General features: G+C 64.2%; 21 protein-coding genes and 1 pseudogene. 8 read left to right on the forward strand and 14 right to left on the reverse strand.

Translation table 11 applies throughout. The features are described 5' to 3' along the window. Positions 1-7: 7 nt before the first annotated feature. The 5 genes from D1F64_RS25470 to yidD form a co-directional block, all read right to left on the reverse strand. Positions 8-514 (reverse strand): ATP-grasp domain-containing protein, encoded by a 507-nt coding sequence (locus D1F64_RS25470; protein WP_346432327.1) that lies wholly within the window; start codon positions 512-514, stop codon positions 8-10. Next, on the reverse strand, positions 514-1,494 hold the full coding sequence (locus tag D1F64_RS15005) for a RimK-like ATPgrasp N-terminal domain-containing protein (RefSeq protein WP_346432241.1): 981 nt from the start codon (positions 1,492-1,494) through the stop codon (positions 514-516). Before D1F64_RS15005 ends, D1F64_RS25470 begins: the two co-directional genes overlap by 1 nt. A gap of 28 nt (positions 1,495-1,522) precedes the next feature. Further along, complete coding sequence (locus D1F64_RS15010; protein WP_117414629.1) at positions 1,523-2,632, reverse strand: GNAT family N-acetyltransferase/peptidase C39 family protein; 1,110 nt, start codon at positions 2,630-2,632, stop codon at positions 1,523-1,525. Between the two features lie 158 nt (positions 2,633-2,790). After that, on the reverse strand, positions 2,791-3,315 hold the full coding sequence (locus D1F64_RS15015) for a hypothetical protein (protein WP_117413080.1): 525 nt from the start codon (positions 3,313-3,315) through the stop codon (positions 2,791-2,793). Positions 3,316-3,445: 130 nt separating this feature from the next. Continuing rightward, complete coding sequence (gene yidD, locus D1F64_RS15020; RefSeq protein ID WP_117414630.1) at positions 3,446-3,760, reverse strand: membrane protein insertion efficiency factor YidD; 315 nt, start codon at positions 3,758-3,760, stop codon at positions 3,446-3,448. A gap of 451 nt (positions 3,761-4,211) precedes the next feature. On the opposite strand from yidD, the gene D1F64_RS15025 reads away from it, so the two are divergent. Next, the gene (locus D1F64_RS15025; protein ID WP_117413081.1) at positions 4,212-4,628 is read left to right on the forward strand and encodes a universal stress protein; all 417 of its coding nucleotides are present in this window, start codon (positions 4,212-4,214) and stop codon (positions 4,626-4,628) included. Between the two features lie 85 nt (positions 4,629-4,713). After that, complete coding sequence (locus D1F64_RS15030; RefSeq protein WP_117413082.1) at positions 4,714-6,354, forward strand: BCCT family transporter; 1,641 nt, start codon at positions 4,714-4,716, stop codon at positions 6,352-6,354. 87 nt (positions 6,355-6,441) lie between these two features. On the opposite strand, the gene D1F64_RS15035 is transcribed toward D1F64_RS15030, so the two are convergent. Together D1F64_RS15035 and D1F64_RS15040 are read right to left on the reverse strand one after the other, a co-directional pair. After that, on the reverse strand, positions 6,442-6,750 hold the full coding sequence (locus D1F64_RS15035) for a DoxX family protein (protein WP_346432242.1): 309 nt from the start codon (positions 6,748-6,750) through the stop codon (positions 6,442-6,444). Between the two features lie 133 nt (positions 6,751-6,883). Further along, positions 6,884-7,330: an iron-sulfur cluster assembly scaffold protein gene (locus D1F64_RS15040; protein ID WP_117413084.1), complete on the reverse strand. Its 447-nt coding sequence runs from the start codon at positions 7,328-7,330 to the stop codon at positions 6,884-6,886. 304 nt (positions 7,331-7,634) lie between these two features. Here D1F64_RS15040 and folE point away from each other — a divergent pair, with 304 nt between their 5' ends. The 3 genes from folE to D1F64_RS15055 all read left to right on the forward strand — a co-directional run bounded on the left by folE (position 7,635) and on the right by D1F64_RS15055 (position 10,011). Continuing rightward, positions 7,635-8,261, forward strand: coding sequence for a GTP cyclohydrolase I FolE (folE, locus tag D1F64_RS15045; protein ID WP_117413085.1), 627 nt, complete (start codon positions 7,635-7,637; stop codon positions 8,259-8,261). Positions 8,262-8,336: 75 nt separating this feature from the next. After that, positions 8,337-8,807 carry a phosphoribosyl-AMP cyclohydrolase gene (hisI, locus tag D1F64_RS15050; protein WP_117413086.1) on the forward strand — a complete coding sequence of 157 codons (471 nt, stop codon included), beginning with the start codon at positions 8,337-8,339 and terminating at the stop codon, positions 8,805-8,807. An 88-nt stretch (positions 8,808-8,895) separates the two neighbouring features. Continuing rightward, on the forward strand, positions 8,896-10,011 hold the full coding sequence (locus D1F64_RS15055) for a patatin-like phospholipase family protein (RefSeq protein ID WP_346432243.1): 1,116 nt from the start codon (positions 8,896-8,898) through the stop codon (positions 10,009-10,011). Here D1F64_RS15055 and D1F64_RS15060 read toward each other — a convergent pair. Beyond that, a pseudogene (locus tag D1F64_RS15060) lies at positions 9,993-10,423 on the reverse strand (CBS domain-containing protein). The gene D1F64_RS15055 and the pseudogene D1F64_RS15060 overlap by 19 nt on opposite strands. 15 nt (positions 10,424-10,438) lie before the next feature. Between D1F64_RS15060 and D1F64_RS23480 the strand changes: the two are divergent. Continuing rightward, positions 10,439-10,747, forward strand: a complete 309-nt coding sequence (locus D1F64_RS23480) for a hypothetical protein (RefSeq protein ID WP_162901584.1) — start codon at positions 10,439-10,441, stop codon at positions 10,745-10,747. A gap of 17 nt (positions 10,748-10,764) precedes the next feature. Here D1F64_RS23480 and D1F64_RS15065 read toward each other — a convergent pair whose 3' ends face one another. Further along, the gene (locus D1F64_RS15065; RefSeq protein WP_117413087.1) at positions 10,765-11,511 is read right to left on the reverse strand and encodes a rhomboid family intramembrane serine protease; all 747 of its coding nucleotides are present in this window, start codon (positions 11,509-11,511) and stop codon (positions 10,765-10,767) included. 623 nt (positions 11,512-12,134) lie between these two features. Between D1F64_RS15065 and D1F64_RS15070 the strand changes: the two genes are divergently transcribed. Further along, positions 12,135-12,767, forward strand: a complete 633-nt coding sequence (locus D1F64_RS15070; protein WP_117413088.1) for a PAS domain-containing protein — start codon at positions 12,135-12,137, stop codon at positions 12,765-12,767. Positions 12,768-12,814: 47 nt separating this feature from the next. Here the strand turns inward: D1F64_RS15070 and D1F64_RS15075 are convergent, their stop codons facing one another. Continuing rightward, complete coding sequence (locus tag D1F64_RS15075; protein ID WP_117414631.1) at positions 12,815-13,438, reverse strand: PilZ domain-containing protein; 624 nt, start codon at positions 13,436-13,438, stop codon at positions 12,815-12,817. A 740-nt stretch (positions 13,439-14,178) separates the two neighbouring features. Between D1F64_RS15075 and D1F64_RS15080 the strand changes: the two genes are divergently transcribed. Continuing rightward, entirely contained in the window at positions 14,179-14,796 is a 618-nt protein-coding gene (locus tag D1F64_RS15080; RefSeq protein WP_117413089.1) for a transglutaminase-like cysteine peptidase, read from the forward strand. A gap of 150 nt (positions 14,797-14,946) precedes the next feature. Here the strand turns inward: D1F64_RS15080 and D1F64_RS15085 are convergent, their stop codons facing one another. The 4 genes from D1F64_RS15085 to cysE form a co-directional block, all read right to left on the reverse strand. Then, on the reverse strand, positions 14,947-15,474 hold the full coding sequence (locus tag D1F64_RS15085) for a gamma carbonic anhydrase family protein (RefSeq protein ID WP_117413090.1): 528 nt from the start codon (positions 15,472-15,474) through the stop codon (positions 14,947-14,949). A 55-nt stretch (positions 15,475-15,529) separates the two neighbouring features. Beyond that, positions 15,530-15,856 carry a hypothetical protein gene (locus D1F64_RS15090; RefSeq protein WP_205470488.1) on the reverse strand — a complete coding sequence of 109 codons (327 nt, stop codon included), beginning with the start codon at positions 15,854-15,856 and terminating at the stop codon, positions 15,530-15,532. A 344-nt stretch (positions 15,857-16,200) separates the two neighbouring features. Next, on the reverse strand, positions 16,201-16,416 hold the full coding sequence (locus D1F64_RS15095) for a DUF3126 family protein (protein WP_117413092.1): 216 nt from the start codon (positions 16,414-16,416) through the stop codon (positions 16,201-16,203). Positions 16,417-16,553: 137 nt separating this feature from the next. Beyond that, positions 16,554-17,393, reverse strand: coding sequence for a serine O-acetyltransferase (gene cysE, locus D1F64_RS15100; protein WP_117413093.1), 840 nt, complete (start codon positions 17,391-17,393; stop codon positions 16,554-16,556). Between the last annotated feature and the right edge of the window lie 34 nt (positions 17,394-17,427).

Consider the following 17,427-nt stretch of genomic DNA (forward strand, 5'->3'; position numbering starts at 1 on the left):
CTCGTCCTCACGCGCCGGGCGAGTAATAGGCATCCAGCCTCCGGACGAACCACTGGATCAGCCGGTCCCAGACAATGTCCTTCTCGGCCGCATCCTCGACGCCGTGATCGAGGTTGGGGTTGTCGTTGACCTCGATGACGACGACGCGGCCGTCGGTTTCCTTGATGTCGACGCCGTAAAACCCGTTGCCGATGAGCCGCGCCGCGCGCACCGCCGCGTCCATGACGGCGAGCGGGGCCTCGTTCAGCGGCACGGTCTTGAACGAGCCTTCCACCGATTTCTTGCCGTCCTCGTGGCGCACGATCTGCCAGTGTTTCTTGGCCATCAGGTACTGGCAGGCGAACAGCGGCTCGCCGTCGAGCACACCGATGCGCCAGTCGAACGCCGTGGGGCAATATTCCTGCGCCAGCACCACGTCGGAATCGGCGAACAGCTCCTTGAGCTTGGCCTCGATGGCCTCCGTGCCCGAAACCTTGAAGACGCCGCGCGAGAACGATCCGTCGGGAATCTTCATCACCACCGGCGAGCCGAGCCGCTCCTCCAGCCCTTGGCATCCTTCATGGAATTGAGGATCGCGGTTTTCGGCGTCGGCACCCCGTGCGCGTCCAGCAGTTCGGCCAGATACACCTTGTTGGTGCAGCGGATCATCGAGGTGGTGTCGTCGATCGCCGGCATGCCTTCTTGCGCGGCGCGGCGGGCGAAGCGATAGGTGTGATTGTCGATCGAGGTGGTCTCGCGGATGAACAGCGCGTCGAACTGCGCCAGCCGGTCGAGATCGTCCTTGCCGATGTGCACCACTTCCACACCATGGCGTTGCGCGACACGGGCCAGGTGCTTGAGCGACGCCGGCGCGGACGGCGGCAGTTCCTCCTTGGGATCGCAGAGAACCGCCAACGCGTATTTCAGCGTCACCCGGCTCTTGGGCGCCCGCCAGGAGCGGCGCGAATAGCCCTCCAGCCCCTGCACGAAAAACGCCCGCTCCTCAGCTGACAGATCGTTGACCGGCACCGGGCGGATGCGCGAGATCACTGTCCAGCCGCCCGCCCCGTCGCTTTCGGCGGTCAGTTCGAGAAGCGGCGCGCGGAACCAGTCGTACAACAGCCGCGTGAACGGCTCGAACCGCTTGTCCGCGCAGGCGCCGAAACAGGCGACCAGCCGCAGCTTGGCCGCAGCGGCCTCGGGGTTCTTGCGCAGCACGGAATTGAGCCGGTCCTCCAGTTCGGGCAGGGCGTGGCGGTAAAGCGCTTTCTTCGACAGCTCCAGCATGGTTTCCACGCTGGGCACCACCCGGTGGCCGCGTGCCTCCGCCAGCAGCGAGGCGTAATAGCCCGCGCCCTGATAGGCGTAGGAGCGCGCCAGGTTGACAATCGTGGGGTGCGCGCCGCGAAACAGCGTCGGGCTGGTGATGTATTCGCGCACCGTCATCACCTTGTGCGGCGTGTCGGCGTTGGAAAAATCCTTGGCGCTGTCGACGAGAACGACCCAAGAGGCCATGGGCGGGACTTCCTTAAAACTCAGACCGTCATCCGGCCCTTCTCAAAAGCACTTGCGCGCGCACGCCGGCGCGGCCCCAGCGGGCCATCCGGTCGAACGCGGCATCGGGAATCGGCAGATTGGATGAATCGGTAGCACTCTCGAAGCCCTCGTATTCCAGCCAGGGATCGTGAATGACAAGATGGCGCGCGTCACTGGAATGCACCAGCACCCAATGTGGTTCCTTGCGGCGGAACATCTGGTAGCCGGAGATCAGCACCAGCGCCACGGCGCCGCCCGCCACCTGTTCGGCAAGCTCGCGGGGCCCGAGAATCTCGCGCCGGTCCTTGATGCCCAGACGCGCCGCCTCGTCGCGGTAGTCCTGCTGCGCGATGCGCATCACGCGCTGCTTTTCAGGGTCTCGTACGCTGGCCAGAAACAGAAAGTCCGTTGTGTTGATACGGATTTCCGCCGCAAGCCCGCGGCGCACGGCGGCCACCGCCAGCCCATAGGGCCCGCAGCCGCCGTGGCCGGACGCCAGATAGATCGTCGTCGCCTCGCGCCACAGCCGCAGCTCCAGCCTCTGGGTCAGCTCAACCCCGGACTCGAAGTGCTTCAACGCCATGGCGAGACACGCCGGGCCGCAGGTGAATTCCGTCGACTGCTGGTAGTAGGGCGCTGCGGCGTTCGCAAAGCCCGTGTCGTGCAGCAGCTTCTCGAACCGCAGCGCCGTCATGCCGTCTTCGTAATAGTCGGGGACCTGGCCGCAGGCGCGATAGCCGCGTGAGCGGTAGAGACCGCACGCCGCCGCGTTGTCCGCCCGCACCTCGAGCCGCAGGATCAGCCGATCGTGCTCGATCGCCGCCGTCTCGCAGGCTTCGAGCAAGGCCGCGCCGAGACCCCGGCCCTGCGCGGCGGGATCCACCGCCAGCGAATAGAGCCGCGCCAGCGCCGTACCGCTGCGAAACAGCATGACCGCGGACCCGGCCACACCACTCTCCGTCGCCGCGATCAGCACGACGGCGCTCTCCACCTTGAGGAACCGGCGAAAACTGCGCCGGCTGATCCGGTCGGATTCGAAACAGCGCTGCTCGAGCGCGACGAGCGCGTCGAGATCCTCGGCAGTGGCATGGCGGATGATGGGGAGCGGCGGTGACATCGGGCGTCCGAAGGAGCGCGGCATACGCGAAAAGGACAAGACAGTCGCCGCGGCAGGTGCCAATCGTGCCGGTTCCGTGCAGATCCAGGGCGACGCTGCAGGATCACTCGCGATCCTTTGCTACATACACCGCTTTTTGCGCCGTGCAAGCGGTAAATCTACAGTCTGGTCACAAGCCTGACGATGGGGAAGATCGAGATGATGAAGCCGAGATACGCCAGGCTGATCAACGCGATCGCGGCCAACTGGAAAAAGCTGCCGCGTCCCAGAAACCGCCGCCGCCTCGCCTCGTCCGGGAACCGGACATAGGGTGCGACAGCGGACTTTTGCGCGCCCAGGCAGGCCTTGTAGTTGAACATCTGGCTCATATAGGCAGAGCCCGACGCAACCGTCGCCAGAAACAGGCCGATGCCGTTCACGAGCAGGATGAACAGCAACAGCCCGCCATGCTCGGCGATCGTGTCGCTGTTGTTGCTGGCAAAGGCAATGATACCGGCGAAGGCGCCCGCGTTCATGAAGGTCGCCGTGCGCAAGGCCATCATTCCGTAATCGGCGCCCTTGAACGCGTCGCTGCGCTCGATCTCATGCGTCCGCCACGCCTCCTTGGCGAGTTCGAAATCCGGGTTCGGAGCGGGCTCGAGAATGGGGTTCAGGTTCGGATCGGTATTCGTTTGCGCGCCCATGACATCCTCCCGATGCTGCGCGAAAATGAAAAATTCGGGGCCGTGCCCCTGAAATCACGTGCCAAAGCGAAACAATATCAAATGCCCTGCGGAACCGGCAAGCACATCGGACATGCCGGCCGGCGCGGGATCAGCCGTCGTCGAGATCGAAGCGCGTCTTGGGATCGATATGCGCGCCCGTCCAGCGGCCGTAGCGCCAGGGCAGATACCAGCGTGCGTCCCCGGGCGGCGCCTCGGGAACCGGATCGTACCCCGATGCGCCGAGCGGATTGCAGCGCAGGATGCGCGCCAGCCCCATCCAGCCACCGCGCCACAGGCCGAAGCGGCGGATCGCGTCTTCCGTGTAGTGCGAGCAGCTCGGCGCGTAGCGGCACGAGCGGCCCATGAAGGCCGACAGCGTGTGCTGGTAAAGCCGGATCAGGCCGATGGCAGCGGTCTTGAGCATGTCGTCTCGCGTCGTGGGCCGGAGGGTCGAGGATGCGATGATACCCGCAACATGGGCCCGGTCGCGCATCAAGACCAGTCCGCGAAGCCAATCGCGCACGGACTCGCACCGCCGCACTTCCAATGGCCGGAAACGACGTACGTCCCCGCAAAGATCAACATCGAAAACAGATTGTTAATTTGCAGATACGCGACACGACTGTCGAAATACAACAAAAATACAGCGATCGTATAGGCCGTTGAACAGCCGTTTTCTCTCCAACTGCACTGGACGATATATATATCGCCCACAGGCTCTTAGGCATGAGTTGATTGAAAAATCATCGCATCGGTCGTAAGATCCGATTGGATGCTACTTAAGTGAGCACTAATTCACACTATAAGTTCCGACGTCTTGACATCCCGAAAAAGTAAAAACGGGAGCACAACAACCAATGGGGATACAACAAAGGATGTACAAACGGATCATGGTGCCAGTGGATCTGGCACATCTGGACCAGCTCGAGAAGGCTCTTCAGACGGCCGCGGACATTGCTGAACGCTACGGGGCATCAGTCCTGTTTGTCGGTGTCACGGCGACAACGCCGGGTCCGGTCGCCCACAATCCGGAAGAGTTCGCCGAGAAGCTCGAGGCCTTTGCCGCAAGCCAGGGCTCGGCGCGCGGCATTCCGACATCGGCGCGCGCCTATGCAAGCCATGATCCGAGCATCGACCTGGACGACACGCTGATGCGAGCAATCGCCGATGGCGAGATCGACCTCGTCGTCATGGCCTCGCATGTCCCCGGCATGCCCGAGCATATCTTCGCCTCCAATGCCGGCCACCTCGCGGCGCACGCACGGGTTTCGGTGATGGTTGTGCGCCCGTAACGCCGCGGCCACCCCGCATCCGATCGCACCCTGAAACCGGCCGGCGCCCGGTCATGAAACCCAACAAGAATTCAGAGAACGCACCATGACAGAACCAAACGACTTGTCACCGGACGGGCACTCCGACGTGATCGACACGGAATATGAGATCGGTCAGGACAACATCCAGGCCAGCGTCGGCCCCTTCGGGCTCGACATCCACAATCCCGTCTTCGCGGTTTCGGGGCTGACCATCGTCGCCTTCGTCCTCGTCACCCTGGCGTTTCAGGACAGCGTTGGTCCGGCCTTCAACGCCATGCGTGGCTGGCTGACCGGAACCTTCGACTGGTTCTTCCTGACCGCCGCCAACATTTTCGTCGTTCTGTGTCTGGCGCTCATCGTCTCGCCCCTCGGCAAGATCCGCCTCGGCGGTTCGGAGGCGAAGCCGGAATACACCTACACCGGCTGGTTCTCCATGCTGTTTGCCGCCGGCATGGGCATCGGGCTCATGTTCTACGGCGTCTCCGAACCGATCTCGCACTTCTCGTCCTCGGTGGCGGAAGGCGCGGGCTCGCCGGAAAGCTGGGCGCCGCTCGGCGGAGCCGCGGGTGACACCGCCGAGGCCGCGCGTCTGGGCATGGCCGCGACGATCTTCCATTGGGGCCTGCACCCCTGGGCGATCTACGCCATCGTCGCCCTGGCGCTGGCGCTGTTTTCCTACAACAAGGGCCTGCCGCTGACGATGCGCTCGGTGTTCTATCCGATCTTCGGCGAGCGCGTCTGGGGCTGGACCGGCCACGTCATCGACATCATGGCCGTTTTTGCCACGCTGTTCGGCTTGGCAACCTCGCTCGGCTTCGGCGCGGAGCAGGCCAACGCCGGACTGAACTTCCTGTTCGGCGTGCCGATAACCGACGCCTCCAAGGTGCTTCTGATCGTCGCCATCACCGCCGTCGCGCTGCTGTCGGTGGTTGCCGGGCTTGACGCCGGCGTCAAGCGGCTTTCGGAATTCAACATGGTGCTGGCCGGCGCGCTGCTGCTGTTCGTGGTGCTCGCAGGCCCGACGATCGCCATTCTCACCGGCTTCGTCAAAAACCTCGGCGCCTACGTGGAATATCTGCCGGCCCTGTCCAATCCGTTCGGCCGCGCCGACGACAACTTCCGTCAGGGCTGGACGTCGTTCTACTGGGCCTGGTGGATCTCCTGGTCGCCCTTCGTTGGCATGTTCATCGCCCGCGTGTCGCGCGGCCGCACCGTGCGCGAGTTCCTGATCTCCGTGCTGCTGATCCCGTCGATCGTCTCGGTGTTCTGGATGACCGCCTTCGGCGGCACCGCCATCAGCCAGCTGATCAACGACGGCTATCAGGCCGTGGCCGACGCGCCGCTGGAACTGAAGCTCTTCACCATGCTGGAGCCGCTGCCGCTGCACCAGATCAGTTCCTTCATCGGCATCGTCCTGGTGATCGTCTTCTTCGTCACCTCGTCGGACTCCGGCTCGCTGGTGATCGACACGATCACCGCCGGCGGCAAGGTCGACGCCCCGGTGCCCCAGCGCGTGTTCTGGGCAAGCTTCGAGGGACTGGTGGCCATCGCGCTGCTGCTCGGCGGGGGATTGGGAGCGCTGCAGGCCATGGCGGTCTCCACGGGCTTCCCCTTCACCATCGTGCTGCTGCTGGCATGCTACGCCATCATCAAGGGGCTGCTCAGCGAGCACAAGATCCTCAAGGAAGCAGCCGCGGCGGCCTAGACCGTCCGAAAAATCGGCAAGACGAAAAGAAAGGGCGCCGCGGCGCCCTTTCGCATATTGAATTGAACAAATTGAACAAACAGAAGGTCAGCCGCGCCGCCTGAACGGCCAGTCGGTCACCGTACCTGCGAACAGCGCCGCCCAGATGATCAGCGGCTGCAGCGCCAGCCGCGGACCGTGGTACCACCAGCTCGACGGCAGCGCGTCCAGATCGATCCCGCCAAAGGCATGCTTGACGTTGGCCGGCCAGACGCACAGCGCATAGAGCGCAAGTCCGATGCCCGCCGCCTTGCGCATCCGCGCCGTCAGCAAGGCGATGCCGCCGGCGATTTCCAACGCGCCGGTGACAAGGATCACCGCGCGCGCATAGGGCACCCACTCCGGCGTGATCGCCACGAAGGGTGCGGGATTGCGCAGATGGGCGATGCCGGCCGCAAGAAACAGCGCCGACAGCCCCAGCGCAGACCCGTGCGCAGCCGACAGCCCGCCTTGGAAAGCGGAGCGTCAGGCGCGACGCCTTGCGATGGGTTCACGAAGCGACGCTCTGGCGCGCCGCCTCGATCTGCTCGAGCGCGTCCACCGTCGCCTCGAAGGTCAGCATGGTGGAGGTATGCCGCGCCTTGTACTCGCGCACCGGCTCCAGGAAGGAGCATTCGGCGAAGCGCCCCGTCGGCGGCGGACCGTTTTCCTTCAGCATCCGCTTCATCTGGTCGCGCACGTCGCGCAGCTCCTGCGCGGTCGCGCCGATCACATGCCGCGCCATGATCGAGGAGGACGCCTGCCCCAGCGCGCAGGCCTTCACCTCATGGGCGAAATCCGTGACCACATCCCCGTCCATCTTCAGATCGACGATCACCGTGGAGCCGCACAGCCGCGAATGCGCCTTGGCGCTGGCGTCGGGATGCTCCAGCCGTCCCAGTCTTGGAATGTTGCCGGCCAGTTCGAGAATTTTGGAATTGTAGACCTCGTCGAGCATTATCGCCTCTTTGTGATGCGGAGCGGCTTCACAGACCCCTTACGCTTTCTATATAGGAAGGCGGAACGGTTTCGTCGCCCATGAGTTGATCTCTTTGGCAACGATGGCCGACTATAGATGAGCAGACGCGCGTGGTCACCGTGCTGCCGCAAGGCAGCCCCGGAACCAGACGCTCGCCACCCGCCGCGAAAGTGGTGCCCGGCCAAGGCCCGATGGGGATCTGACGTGGGGTCGGTGACAGTGACTGGCAAACGGAAATTCCTATCGCTAACCAGTTCGCGCCGATCACAGACCGGAGGTCCTCATGGACGCCATTCTCAACTCGCCTGCCAAGACCGGCCCGACGAGCGACAAGCAGCCAGCGCCGAAACCCAGCCGCGAGGAGGCGGAAGCCGCCGTGCGCACTCTGCTGGCGTGGATCGGCGAGGATCCCGACCGCGAGGGCCTGATCGACACGCCCAAGCGCGTTGTGAAGGCCTATGGCGAATTCTTCCGGGGCTATCAGGACGATTCCGCCAATCACCTGGGCACGATTTTCGAGGAAGTCGGCGGCTATGACGACATCGTCCTTGTGCGCAACATTCCGTTCTATTCACACTGCGAGCACCACATGGTGCCGTTCATCGGCGTTGCCCACGTGGCCTACTACCCCAATGAGGGCGTCATCGGCCTGTCGAAGATCGCCCGCGTGGTCGAGGTCTTCGCCCGCCGCCTGCAGACCCAGGAAAACCTGACGATGGAAATCGTCACCGCGCTGGACACGGCGCTGGCGCCGCGCGGCATCGCCGTGATGATCGAGGCCGAGCACCAGTGCATGTCGTTGCGTGGCGTCCAGAAATCCGGCGTCTCCACGCTGACGACGCAGTTCACGGGCGTCTTCCGCGACGATCCCAACGAGCAGACCCGTTTCATGACCATGATCCGCGGTTGAAGCCCGGCGCTCGACGAACAAGCCCGCCACGCGTTCGCGTGGCGGCCCACGTTATTCCCCGCGACGAGAACACCCATGCCCCTGACCGACGCCCAGATTCCGACCCGTGGCAACAAGGCCGAGCTTGAGACCGGAACCCGGCTGCTGCCGAAGTTCGACGAGAAGGGCCTGATCGCCTGCGTCGTCACGGATGCGGACAGCGGCGAGGTGCTGATGGTCGGCTACATGAACGAAGAATCCCTGGCGCGCACCATCGAGACGGGCGAGGCGTGGTACTGGAGCCGCTCGCGCCAGGAATACTGGAAGAAGGGCGCCACCTCCGGCCAGATCCAGACGGTCGTCGAAATGCGCACCGACTGCGATCAGGACGCCATTCTCATCAAGGTCCGGGTCAGCGGCAACGGCGCCACCTGCCATGTCGGCTACCGCTCGTGCTTCTACCGCACCGTCGAGATGGGCACGAGGTCCGGAGACGAAGTCCGCCTCAAGATGGCTGACGCCGATCGCGTCTATGACCCGGATGAGGTCTATCCCAAGGGATCGTAGATGCACGCGCGCCGCATCTTCACTGAAAATCGACGAATTGCGGAGTAGACTTTGCGCCACACGATGTAGATCGCGTCAGGAGGCGCGCATGCTTGAGGGCCTTTCCCGCTGGCTGTTCATGAAGCCGGTGCAACCTGTCAGCCTTGGTATCCCGCTGGCCGCCGCGAGCGTCGCCGCCGGCGCGGCCATGACCCCGCCCCTGGGCGACACGGTGCAGGAGGCGACGGACTCCTCGGAGCCCGCGTTCCGTCCGCGCGTCGGCCTGGCGCTGGGCAGCGGCGCCGCGCGCGGCTGGGCCCACATCGGCGTGATCAAGGCACTGGAAGAAGCCGGCATCCGTCCGGACATCGTCACCGGCACCTCGATCGGCGCGGTCGTCGGCGGCTGCTATCTGGCGGGCAAGCTCGACATGCTCGAGACATTCGCCCTGGGCCTCACCCGCCGCCGCATGCTCGGCCTGATGGACTTCACCCTTGGCGGCTCGGGCCTGATTTCCGGCAATCGACTGATGCGCCTGCTGAAAAAGGATCTCGGCGACATCGCGATCGAGGACCTCGACGGCGCCTTCACCTCCGTCGCCACGGAGTTGGGCACCGGGCACGAGATCTGGCTGCGCTCCGGCTCCCTGGTCGAGGCGATGAGCGCCTCATATGCCCTGCCCGGAATCTTCCAGCCCGCGCAGATCGGCGGCCGCTGGCTTGTCGACGGCGCGCTGGTCAATCCAATCCCGGTCTCCGTCTGCCGGGCGCTCGGCGCCCGCGTGGTGATCGCGGTCAATCCGAACGCCGATGTCTTCGGCCACGGCTCATCGGTCGTCCATCTGATGCCGCCGGGCCCGGCCAACAGCCTGCCCGACGTCGACACCTCGTCCATGGTGATGCAGGCCGCCTGGAGCGGGCGCAGCATCCTCCGCGACATTTTCGGAAAAAGCGCGAGCCTGCCCGGCATCGCCGGCGTGATGATGGAAGCCTTCAGCGTCATCCAGGACCGCATCGGCCGCTCGCGTCTCGCCGGTGATCCGCCCGATGTGATCATCGGCCCAAGCTGGGACACATGGGCCTGTTCGATTTCCATCGCGCGCAGGAAGCCATTGATGTCGGCTACGAGCATGGCTGCCGTATGCAGCGCGAGATCACCGACTACATCGCCGCCCTCGCCTGACGGCCGCCAACAGGCGTCCGCACCTCACGCCATGGCGATATAGGTACGCATTTCCTCGGCTTCGCGCTCCGCTTCCGCGATGCGTTCCTTGACCACGTCACCGATGGAAATCAGCCCACCAGCGCGCCGTCCTTCATCACCGGCAGGTGGCGGAACCGCCCCGATGTCATCTTCCCCATCACGTCGTTGATGGAATCGTCGCCCGCGCAGGTGATCACCTTGCTGGTCATATAGGCGGAAACCGGATTCTCCAGCGCCGCGCTTCCCTCGCGGCTGATCGCGGCAACCGCATCGCGTTCGGAAATAATGCCGGCAATGCTGCCATCGCCATTGAGCACCATCACGGCGCCGATCTTTTTGGAGCCCAGAATGGCGATGATTTCCGACAAGGTGTTTTCAGGAGACGCGGAAATGATATCCGTTCCCTTGTTTCTCAGGATCGAGGCAACTGTCATCTGGCGGTCCTCCAAGTGGTCGATATTCACGTCGTCGCCCGCATCCGCGGCGATCGGCGTAACGGCCATCTGGCCAAGGTGCTGAAGCGGCCTCCCACCGGCATCACGCCGGCACGATGGACACCGCTCCCGCAACAGTTTCGTGAAGCACTGCGGCACAAACGGGCAACCCCGATCCGCCGCGCGATGCACACCCGCCCGATTCCCTCGGTTTTGTTCGCGGTTGCCTCATCTTGGCAAAAAAAGAGGGCCAAGCAAACAGCCAACTGCGGCGAGACGTCGCAGGGCGATGCCGGCTCCGCACCTTTCACAGGTTCAAAGTGACACCCTCCTGACGCGCATTATTGCGCGCGGCCGGCGCGCGGCACCGGGTCGAACAGGGAAAACAGCGCCAGCCCGGCAAGAAAGCCGCCGATATGCGCTTCCCAGGCGATGGAGCCCGACTGACCCGCGAGCTGCACCGAGCCGAGGCCGAACAGCAGGTTCACGCCGAACCACACGCCGAGAAACGTCAGCACGCGCGGATTGGAAAGCGCCTGCAGCAGCGATACGGCAGGCAGCCGGTAGGCAATGTCCTCGCGAAACCGGTAAGTGCCCAGCGGCCCACCCGGCTCGAACACGAACCGCGCGGCCGCCGCCATATGCGCGGAAATCGCCGCCGAGGCGCCGACCATTGGAATGGGCTCCCCGAAATGCGCGGCCAGATGCAGCCCCGCCCCGGCCGCCGCCGCCACAGCGGAAAACACCAGGAATCGCATCGTTCCGAAGCGCCGCGCCACCGCGCTGCCGAAGACCGCGAGCCACAGGCTGTTGACAACCAGATGCATGGTCCCGCCGTGCAGGAACGCGTAGCTCACGAAGGTCCACAGATCCGCTCCCGCGCCGCCCGGCAGCATGCCCTGAACGCCGGCCTCCGAGGCATAGCGCAGCGGCAGGAACGCAAAGGTCAGCAGAAACTCGAAGTCCGCGTCCGTCGAGAGCAGAAAGGTGCGCCCGAGGTGCACCGCGACGAGAATGCCGATCAGCCAGACGACGACACCCGGCATGTGAAAAATCGGTTCGCGCTGCGCGTGTGCGTCGTCAGTCATCGCGGTCTCCTTGCCGTCGTGCCCGAACGCGGCCGCGGCGGTTTCCCCGCCGGGCCATGGGCATGTTGGTTCTATATGGGGTCGATACCGCGCGTGCAACGCCGCCGGGGACCGCCGGCGCGCGGCGGCGGCGGCACTCGGACCCGTGCCAACCCGCGCTGGTTCCCTTGCACGGACCGCGCGGGCTGCAACCCGTGACAACAAAAAGGCCGCCCGGGCTGCTTTCGCAACACCCGGACGGCCCGTCACGCCCCCTGTGCTCCCCGCACAAACGCAATATTTTCAAAGCGTTGACCGTCCTGTATCGGCCCCGCGTTGTTGCCAGGAGTGTGCTGCAGCGCGTCCGGCGCTGCAACGTCAAGCTTTCGTTAACCCTAACAAGCGGTAAACCGCACCGCTTTTGAAATGTGGCACCCGCTGGCACGTAACCTGCTCTTAACCATTGCATGCGGGCGCAGCGTCCCGGACTGGACCGATTTTCGGCCCAGATCGACACGCGGCACTCGCGTTGGGGCATCTTCCGGCGACGTGGATTTGCATCAACTCATTGAATTCAGTGCGATATCCGGTCGCGCAGACGACATTCGAAAAACGAAACGCTTCTGCAGTGGGGCTTGCAACCAATGAAACACGCATCGACACAGGCGCTTTACGACTACTGGAACCGCTTGCGCGGCAGCCAGCCCGCGCCGGAACGCAGCGACATTGAGCCGGGCGATATCCGCGGCATCCTCGGCGACACCTTCATCCTGGAAGCCGTCTCGCGCCAGAATTACCGTTTCCGCCTGGCCGGCACCCGCATGTGCGCCGCCTACTGCCGCGAACTGAAAGGCCGGGATTTCCTGAAGACCTGGAGCGTGCAGGATGTCGAGGCCATGACGACCATGCTGGCCGCGATCACCGATGATGCCGCCGCCGCCGTCCTCGGCGTGGAAGGCCGCACCGACCGCAACCAGACTCTCGACATGGAAATGATCCTGCTGCCGCTACGCATGCGCGGCGAAGGCTTCTCCCGCATTCTCGGTGTCTGCGCGCCGATGGAGAAGCCCTACTGGATCGGCATGCACCCGGTGACCAGCCAGTCGATTTCCAGCCTGCGGCTGATCTGGCCGGACGAACAGCCCTACTTCCTGCGCCAGGCCGCGCAACAGAACACGCTCGCCACCGGGCCGGTCACTGGCGATCCGGTGACGGCGGAACTTCAACAGCGCCGCCGTGTCGGCCATCTCATGGTCTATGAAGGCGGCAAGAGCTGATCTCACGCGAACAGCGCCGCGCCGTCTCCGAGTGCGGCCCGCTTGGGTCAGATGGTGATCTGGTTCTTCAGGACATTGATGTTCTGGACCGCGCCGAACTCCACCGCGACGCCGTCCTCGGTGTGACGGATGACGCGCGCGCGCATCTTGCCCAGACTGATCGCCGTGCCGATCGCGGGCTTGACCTCGATCGCCAGCGCTGCGCCGGACATCGAGACGTCGACCACCCGGCACGGATACTCGCGTCCGTCGGGAAGAATGATCCGCGATGCGGAGCTGTCGGGCGTGAAGCGGTCGTGGCGGCGATCTTCCGGCAGGTTGAGCTCGTGCCGGTTGGCGAGCCACGTCAACTGGCTGGCCAGTTTGTCGCGCTTGCGCGCGGTCGCATTGAGCGTCATCGCGAAACCGCCCTCGATATGGCGGACGATCTTGCCCTCGATGCGGCCGAGATGATCGATGTAGGCGATCACACGTTCGCCGACCTCCCCGGTGACCGGCGCGATCAGCGCGGCGCCGCCGGGAGACATGTCGCTTACCTGGCAAGGATATTCGCGTCGGTTTTCCAGCATGAAGCGGCCAAGAAGACTCACACCGACGCGCTGATGACGGCGCCGGTCCTGCTTCCTCGCAGCTATATTTGCAACACGAGCATTGGCCTGAGCTGACCTCATGTCGGCCATGTCTCCTAACTGACTGCCGATAATGCCCGGCGCGTGACAGCGTTTCACAGATCGCGTCACGCTAGCGCGCGCGTGGTTAACAAGCGGTTAGAAATGCGGCGGCGCGGTGACGATTGCGCGGCTGCAGTGCAAAACTGCTTAATGACGCAGCGGCCCGATCGCCGGATGGATTGTTTCCCGCTCCCGGCCGGCTGCCGCGTCCAGGTCCTTGACCGGCCGCTCCGCGTAAGGGGCGCAGCCGCCATCGCACAGCCATGTAGCATTAAATGCAACTGCGCAAAGCGCGGGAACGACAGCTCCAGCCCCGAACGGACGGATCGCGGCGACTTTTCATTGCATGATTCCATCTGTTTTTCGGCTTTTTTTGGCCGCATTTGCAGCGCGGTCAACGCACCTGACGCCCCCGCCGGCCCCGCGGCGCTGCGTGCCCGCCGCCGGCATCTGACGCCGTGCGCCGCGATCGGCGCAAACGGGGCCCCGGGTGCCGCGAGCGCCTTCCTCACGAAATATCAGAGGCTTAGTCCTCCCCCAGTCGCCGCGGACGGACGCCGGCAATAGAGAAAGAAAAAGTTTGATTCAAATTTGATCAAAAACAGAATAAACATTGATTTTTCTTTGCAGATTATTTGAATAAATAACTTCTATTGTTTGTATAAATAGTTATTGCGCGGTTTAGCTCAGTATAAAAACCAAGGCCATACAGTCATTCCCGGCACATTGGAGGGTTTGACATGGTTTTCTCGAAAGTTTCTTTGGCACTTGCATTCGGACTTGCGATTGGCGCTGGATTCAACAGCAACGCCGATGCGGCTCCGGGCCAACCGTTGTTCATGCACGTGGGCGGCGCGGCATCCGCGCCGGTCGGTCACATTGAATTCTGCAAGCGCGAGACGCGTGACTGCCGGGTGACGGCGCGCAAGCCCGTGACCATGCATCTGACGCGACAGCGCTGGGATGAACTGCTTGCGGTCAACGCCAGCGTCAACAACACGGTGGCTCCGGTCACCGACCAGGATCTCTACGCACGCGCCGAGCTTTGGACCTATCCCAATGGCGCGGGCGATTGCGAGGATTACGTGCTGGAAAAGCGGCGCACGCTGATCAACGCCGGTTGGCCCGCGGGTTCGCTGCTGATCACCGTTGTGCGCGACAGCGACGGCGGTGGACACGCCGTCCTCACCGCACGCACCGATCGTGGCGATCTGATCCTCGACAACCAGATCGAGGCGGTGCTGCCGTGGTACCGCACGCCTTACCGCTACATCAAAAGACAATCGGAGACCAACGCGGCTCAATGGCGGAGCATTTCCGACCAGCGCGTCGGAGCCGTGGCGAGCATCGGCGGATAGGTCCCCGCGTATCAGCCGATGCCTTGCGAATTGGACACCCGGTCACGTCCCCCTCCCCGCCCCCGACCGGGTGCGCCAAAGCCGGTCCGCTGTGCCAGCGGACCGGCTAACTTTCCGGGGACATTTTTCAGAAGATCGATCACGCGGCGCTCAGACAGGCACAAGCCCGTCCGCATAGCGCCGCCATTTGGCGACATAGCCCGCCGCGGAGCGCATCAGCCCCTGTCCGGCGTCCGCGTCCAGCGTGCGCACCACCTTGCCCGGCATGCCCATCACCAGGGAATTGTCGGGAATTTCCTTGCCCTCGGGTATCAGCGCATTGGCGCCGATGAGGCAATTGCGGCCGATCTTCGCGCCGTTGAGCAACGTCGCGCCCATGCCGATCAGCGAGTTGTCGCCGATCGTGCAGCCGTGCAGCATCGCCATGTGGCCGATGGTGCAATCGGCGCCGATGGTCAGCGGAAAGCCCGGGTCGGTGTGCAACACGCAGCCGTCCTGGATGTTGGAACGCGCGCCGAGTCGGATCGGCTCATTGTCGCCGCGCAGAACCGCCTTCCACCAGATGCTGGCGTCTTCCTCGACAATGACGTTGCCGATCAGCACCGCATCCGGCGCGATCCAGAACGTGCCGTCCGGCGGCAGCTGGGGCGCAATCCCCTCGAAAGCATAGATGGTCACGTCGTCTCCTGCCCCGTTTGCGCGCGGCTCGCGTGGCGCGCCTGCACGGGAGGTCTCAAACCGTGTGCGCGACGGCAAGCGCGAATTGCAGGATGACGATCCCCGAGCACAGGCTCCACATGCCGGCGATCGTGGAACTGGCAACCAGCCAGCCCAGAGGCCGCTGCTCGATACGGCGTCCGCGAATGGCGTTGCGCATGATGATGAAGGGGCCAGCGAACAGGCACACGAAAATGGCCGAGACGATCGCGCCGATGGTCTCGGCGCCGAAATCGAACCGCGGCGGACTGTTTTTCAGCAACTGGTACAGGCTGCCGATAATGCCGGCGCAGACAAATCCGGTACACACCGCGTAACTCGCGACAATAAGATCCCAAGGCACCCCAACACTCCTCATTCAGCCGCGTCGCCATGCGTCATCGTGCGACGGCCCCGATATTAACATATCATTAAGCAATGACCGTGCCGGGATGGAGCCAGATCCGCCGTGGGCGAGCGAGCGCCACGGGCTTCCGGCCCGCGCGAAAGAATTCATCTTTTATGTCAGAGGTTTGCAGAATTTTGGGAAGTGCCTGGGGAGCCGTGGACGCATCGATCCATCGCGGTCCGGGCTCTCCGCCGGCTCCCGGAGCATTCCCCGGGAGCGGCTTTGGGACAGCTCCGGGCGCAACGCCAGCCCCGCCTTCGTCCCACTTTGAAACAGCAGCCTGTCCGCGACAGGCTCGCCTATGCCTCGTCGAGATCCATCTCGAGGATCGCCATCTGGAAGCTCCAGCTCAGATCCTCGTCCTCGTCGTCGCGATAGAGCACACCGATGAATTCCTCGCCGATGTAGACCTCGGCTGAATCGTCCTTGCGGGGCCGCGCCCTGATCGAAATCGCCGGAAGGTCGAACTTCCGCTGCAGATAGGCTTGAAGTTTGGCGATTTCCTGTGGCTTCACCGGTTGTCTCCTTTGAAGGCTGTCGTGAAACGGCCGTGCTGGGCTGGAAATGTCACGAAATTGCGGCGCGTGCGGCATACCCGCCGCGCGAACATGCTCCGCGCAGCTAAACCACGATCGGGCGGTGATGCCAACTGTCAGCCGTCGCTTTTCTCGGCCTTTTCACCAAGCAGCTGGTCCATCGACCGCGACGGCTCGGCGCAACCGGCCTTGCCGACGATGCGCGCCGGGACCCCCGCCACGGTGGTGTTGGGGGGCACAGGCGCCAGCACGACGGAGCCCGACGCCACCCGCGAGCAGCAGCCGACCTCGAAGTTGCCGAGGATCTTCGCGCCCGCGCCGATCAGCACGCCGCGGCGGATTTTCGGGTGCCGGTCGCCGCGCACCTTGCCGGTGCCGCCCAGCGTCACCCCCTGCAGGATGGAGACCTCGTCCTCGATGACCGCCGTCATGCCGACGACGATGCCGGTTGCGTGGTCGAAGAAGATGCCGCGCCCGACGGGCACCGCGGGATGGATATCGACCTGAAACACTTCCGAGACCCGCGACTGCAGGAACAGCGCCATGTCCTCGCGGCCGCGGCCCCACAGCCAGTGCGCCAAACGGTGCGACTGCAGCGCATGGAAGCCCTTGAAATAGAGCATCGGCTCGATGAAGCGCGTGCAGGCGGGATCGCGGTCGCAGACGGCGGCCAGATCCACGCGGAAGATCGCCGCAATCTCGGGATCGTCGTCGAGCGCGTCGTGATAGGTCTGGCGGATCAGCGCGCCGGACACCGCCGCATGGTCCAGCCGGTCGGCGATACGGTGCACGACCGCGTCCTCGAGCCGCCGGTGATTGAGGATATTCTCATGCAGAAAGCCGCCCAGAACGGGCTCGCGCGCGACGGCGGCTTCCGCTTCGGCGCGCAGTTGATCCCAAACGGGATCGTGACTGGCGATACCGGGCTTCCCGGCAAGGCGTGTCGATTGGGTCATCCCATGCTCCTCGCATCATCTCGCGCACCAGGCA

The sequence above is a fragment of the Breoghania sp. L-A4 genome (genome assembly GCF_003432385.1).
Classification (GTDB): domain Bacteria; phylum Pseudomonadota; class Alphaproteobacteria; order Rhizobiales; family Stappiaceae; genus Breoghania.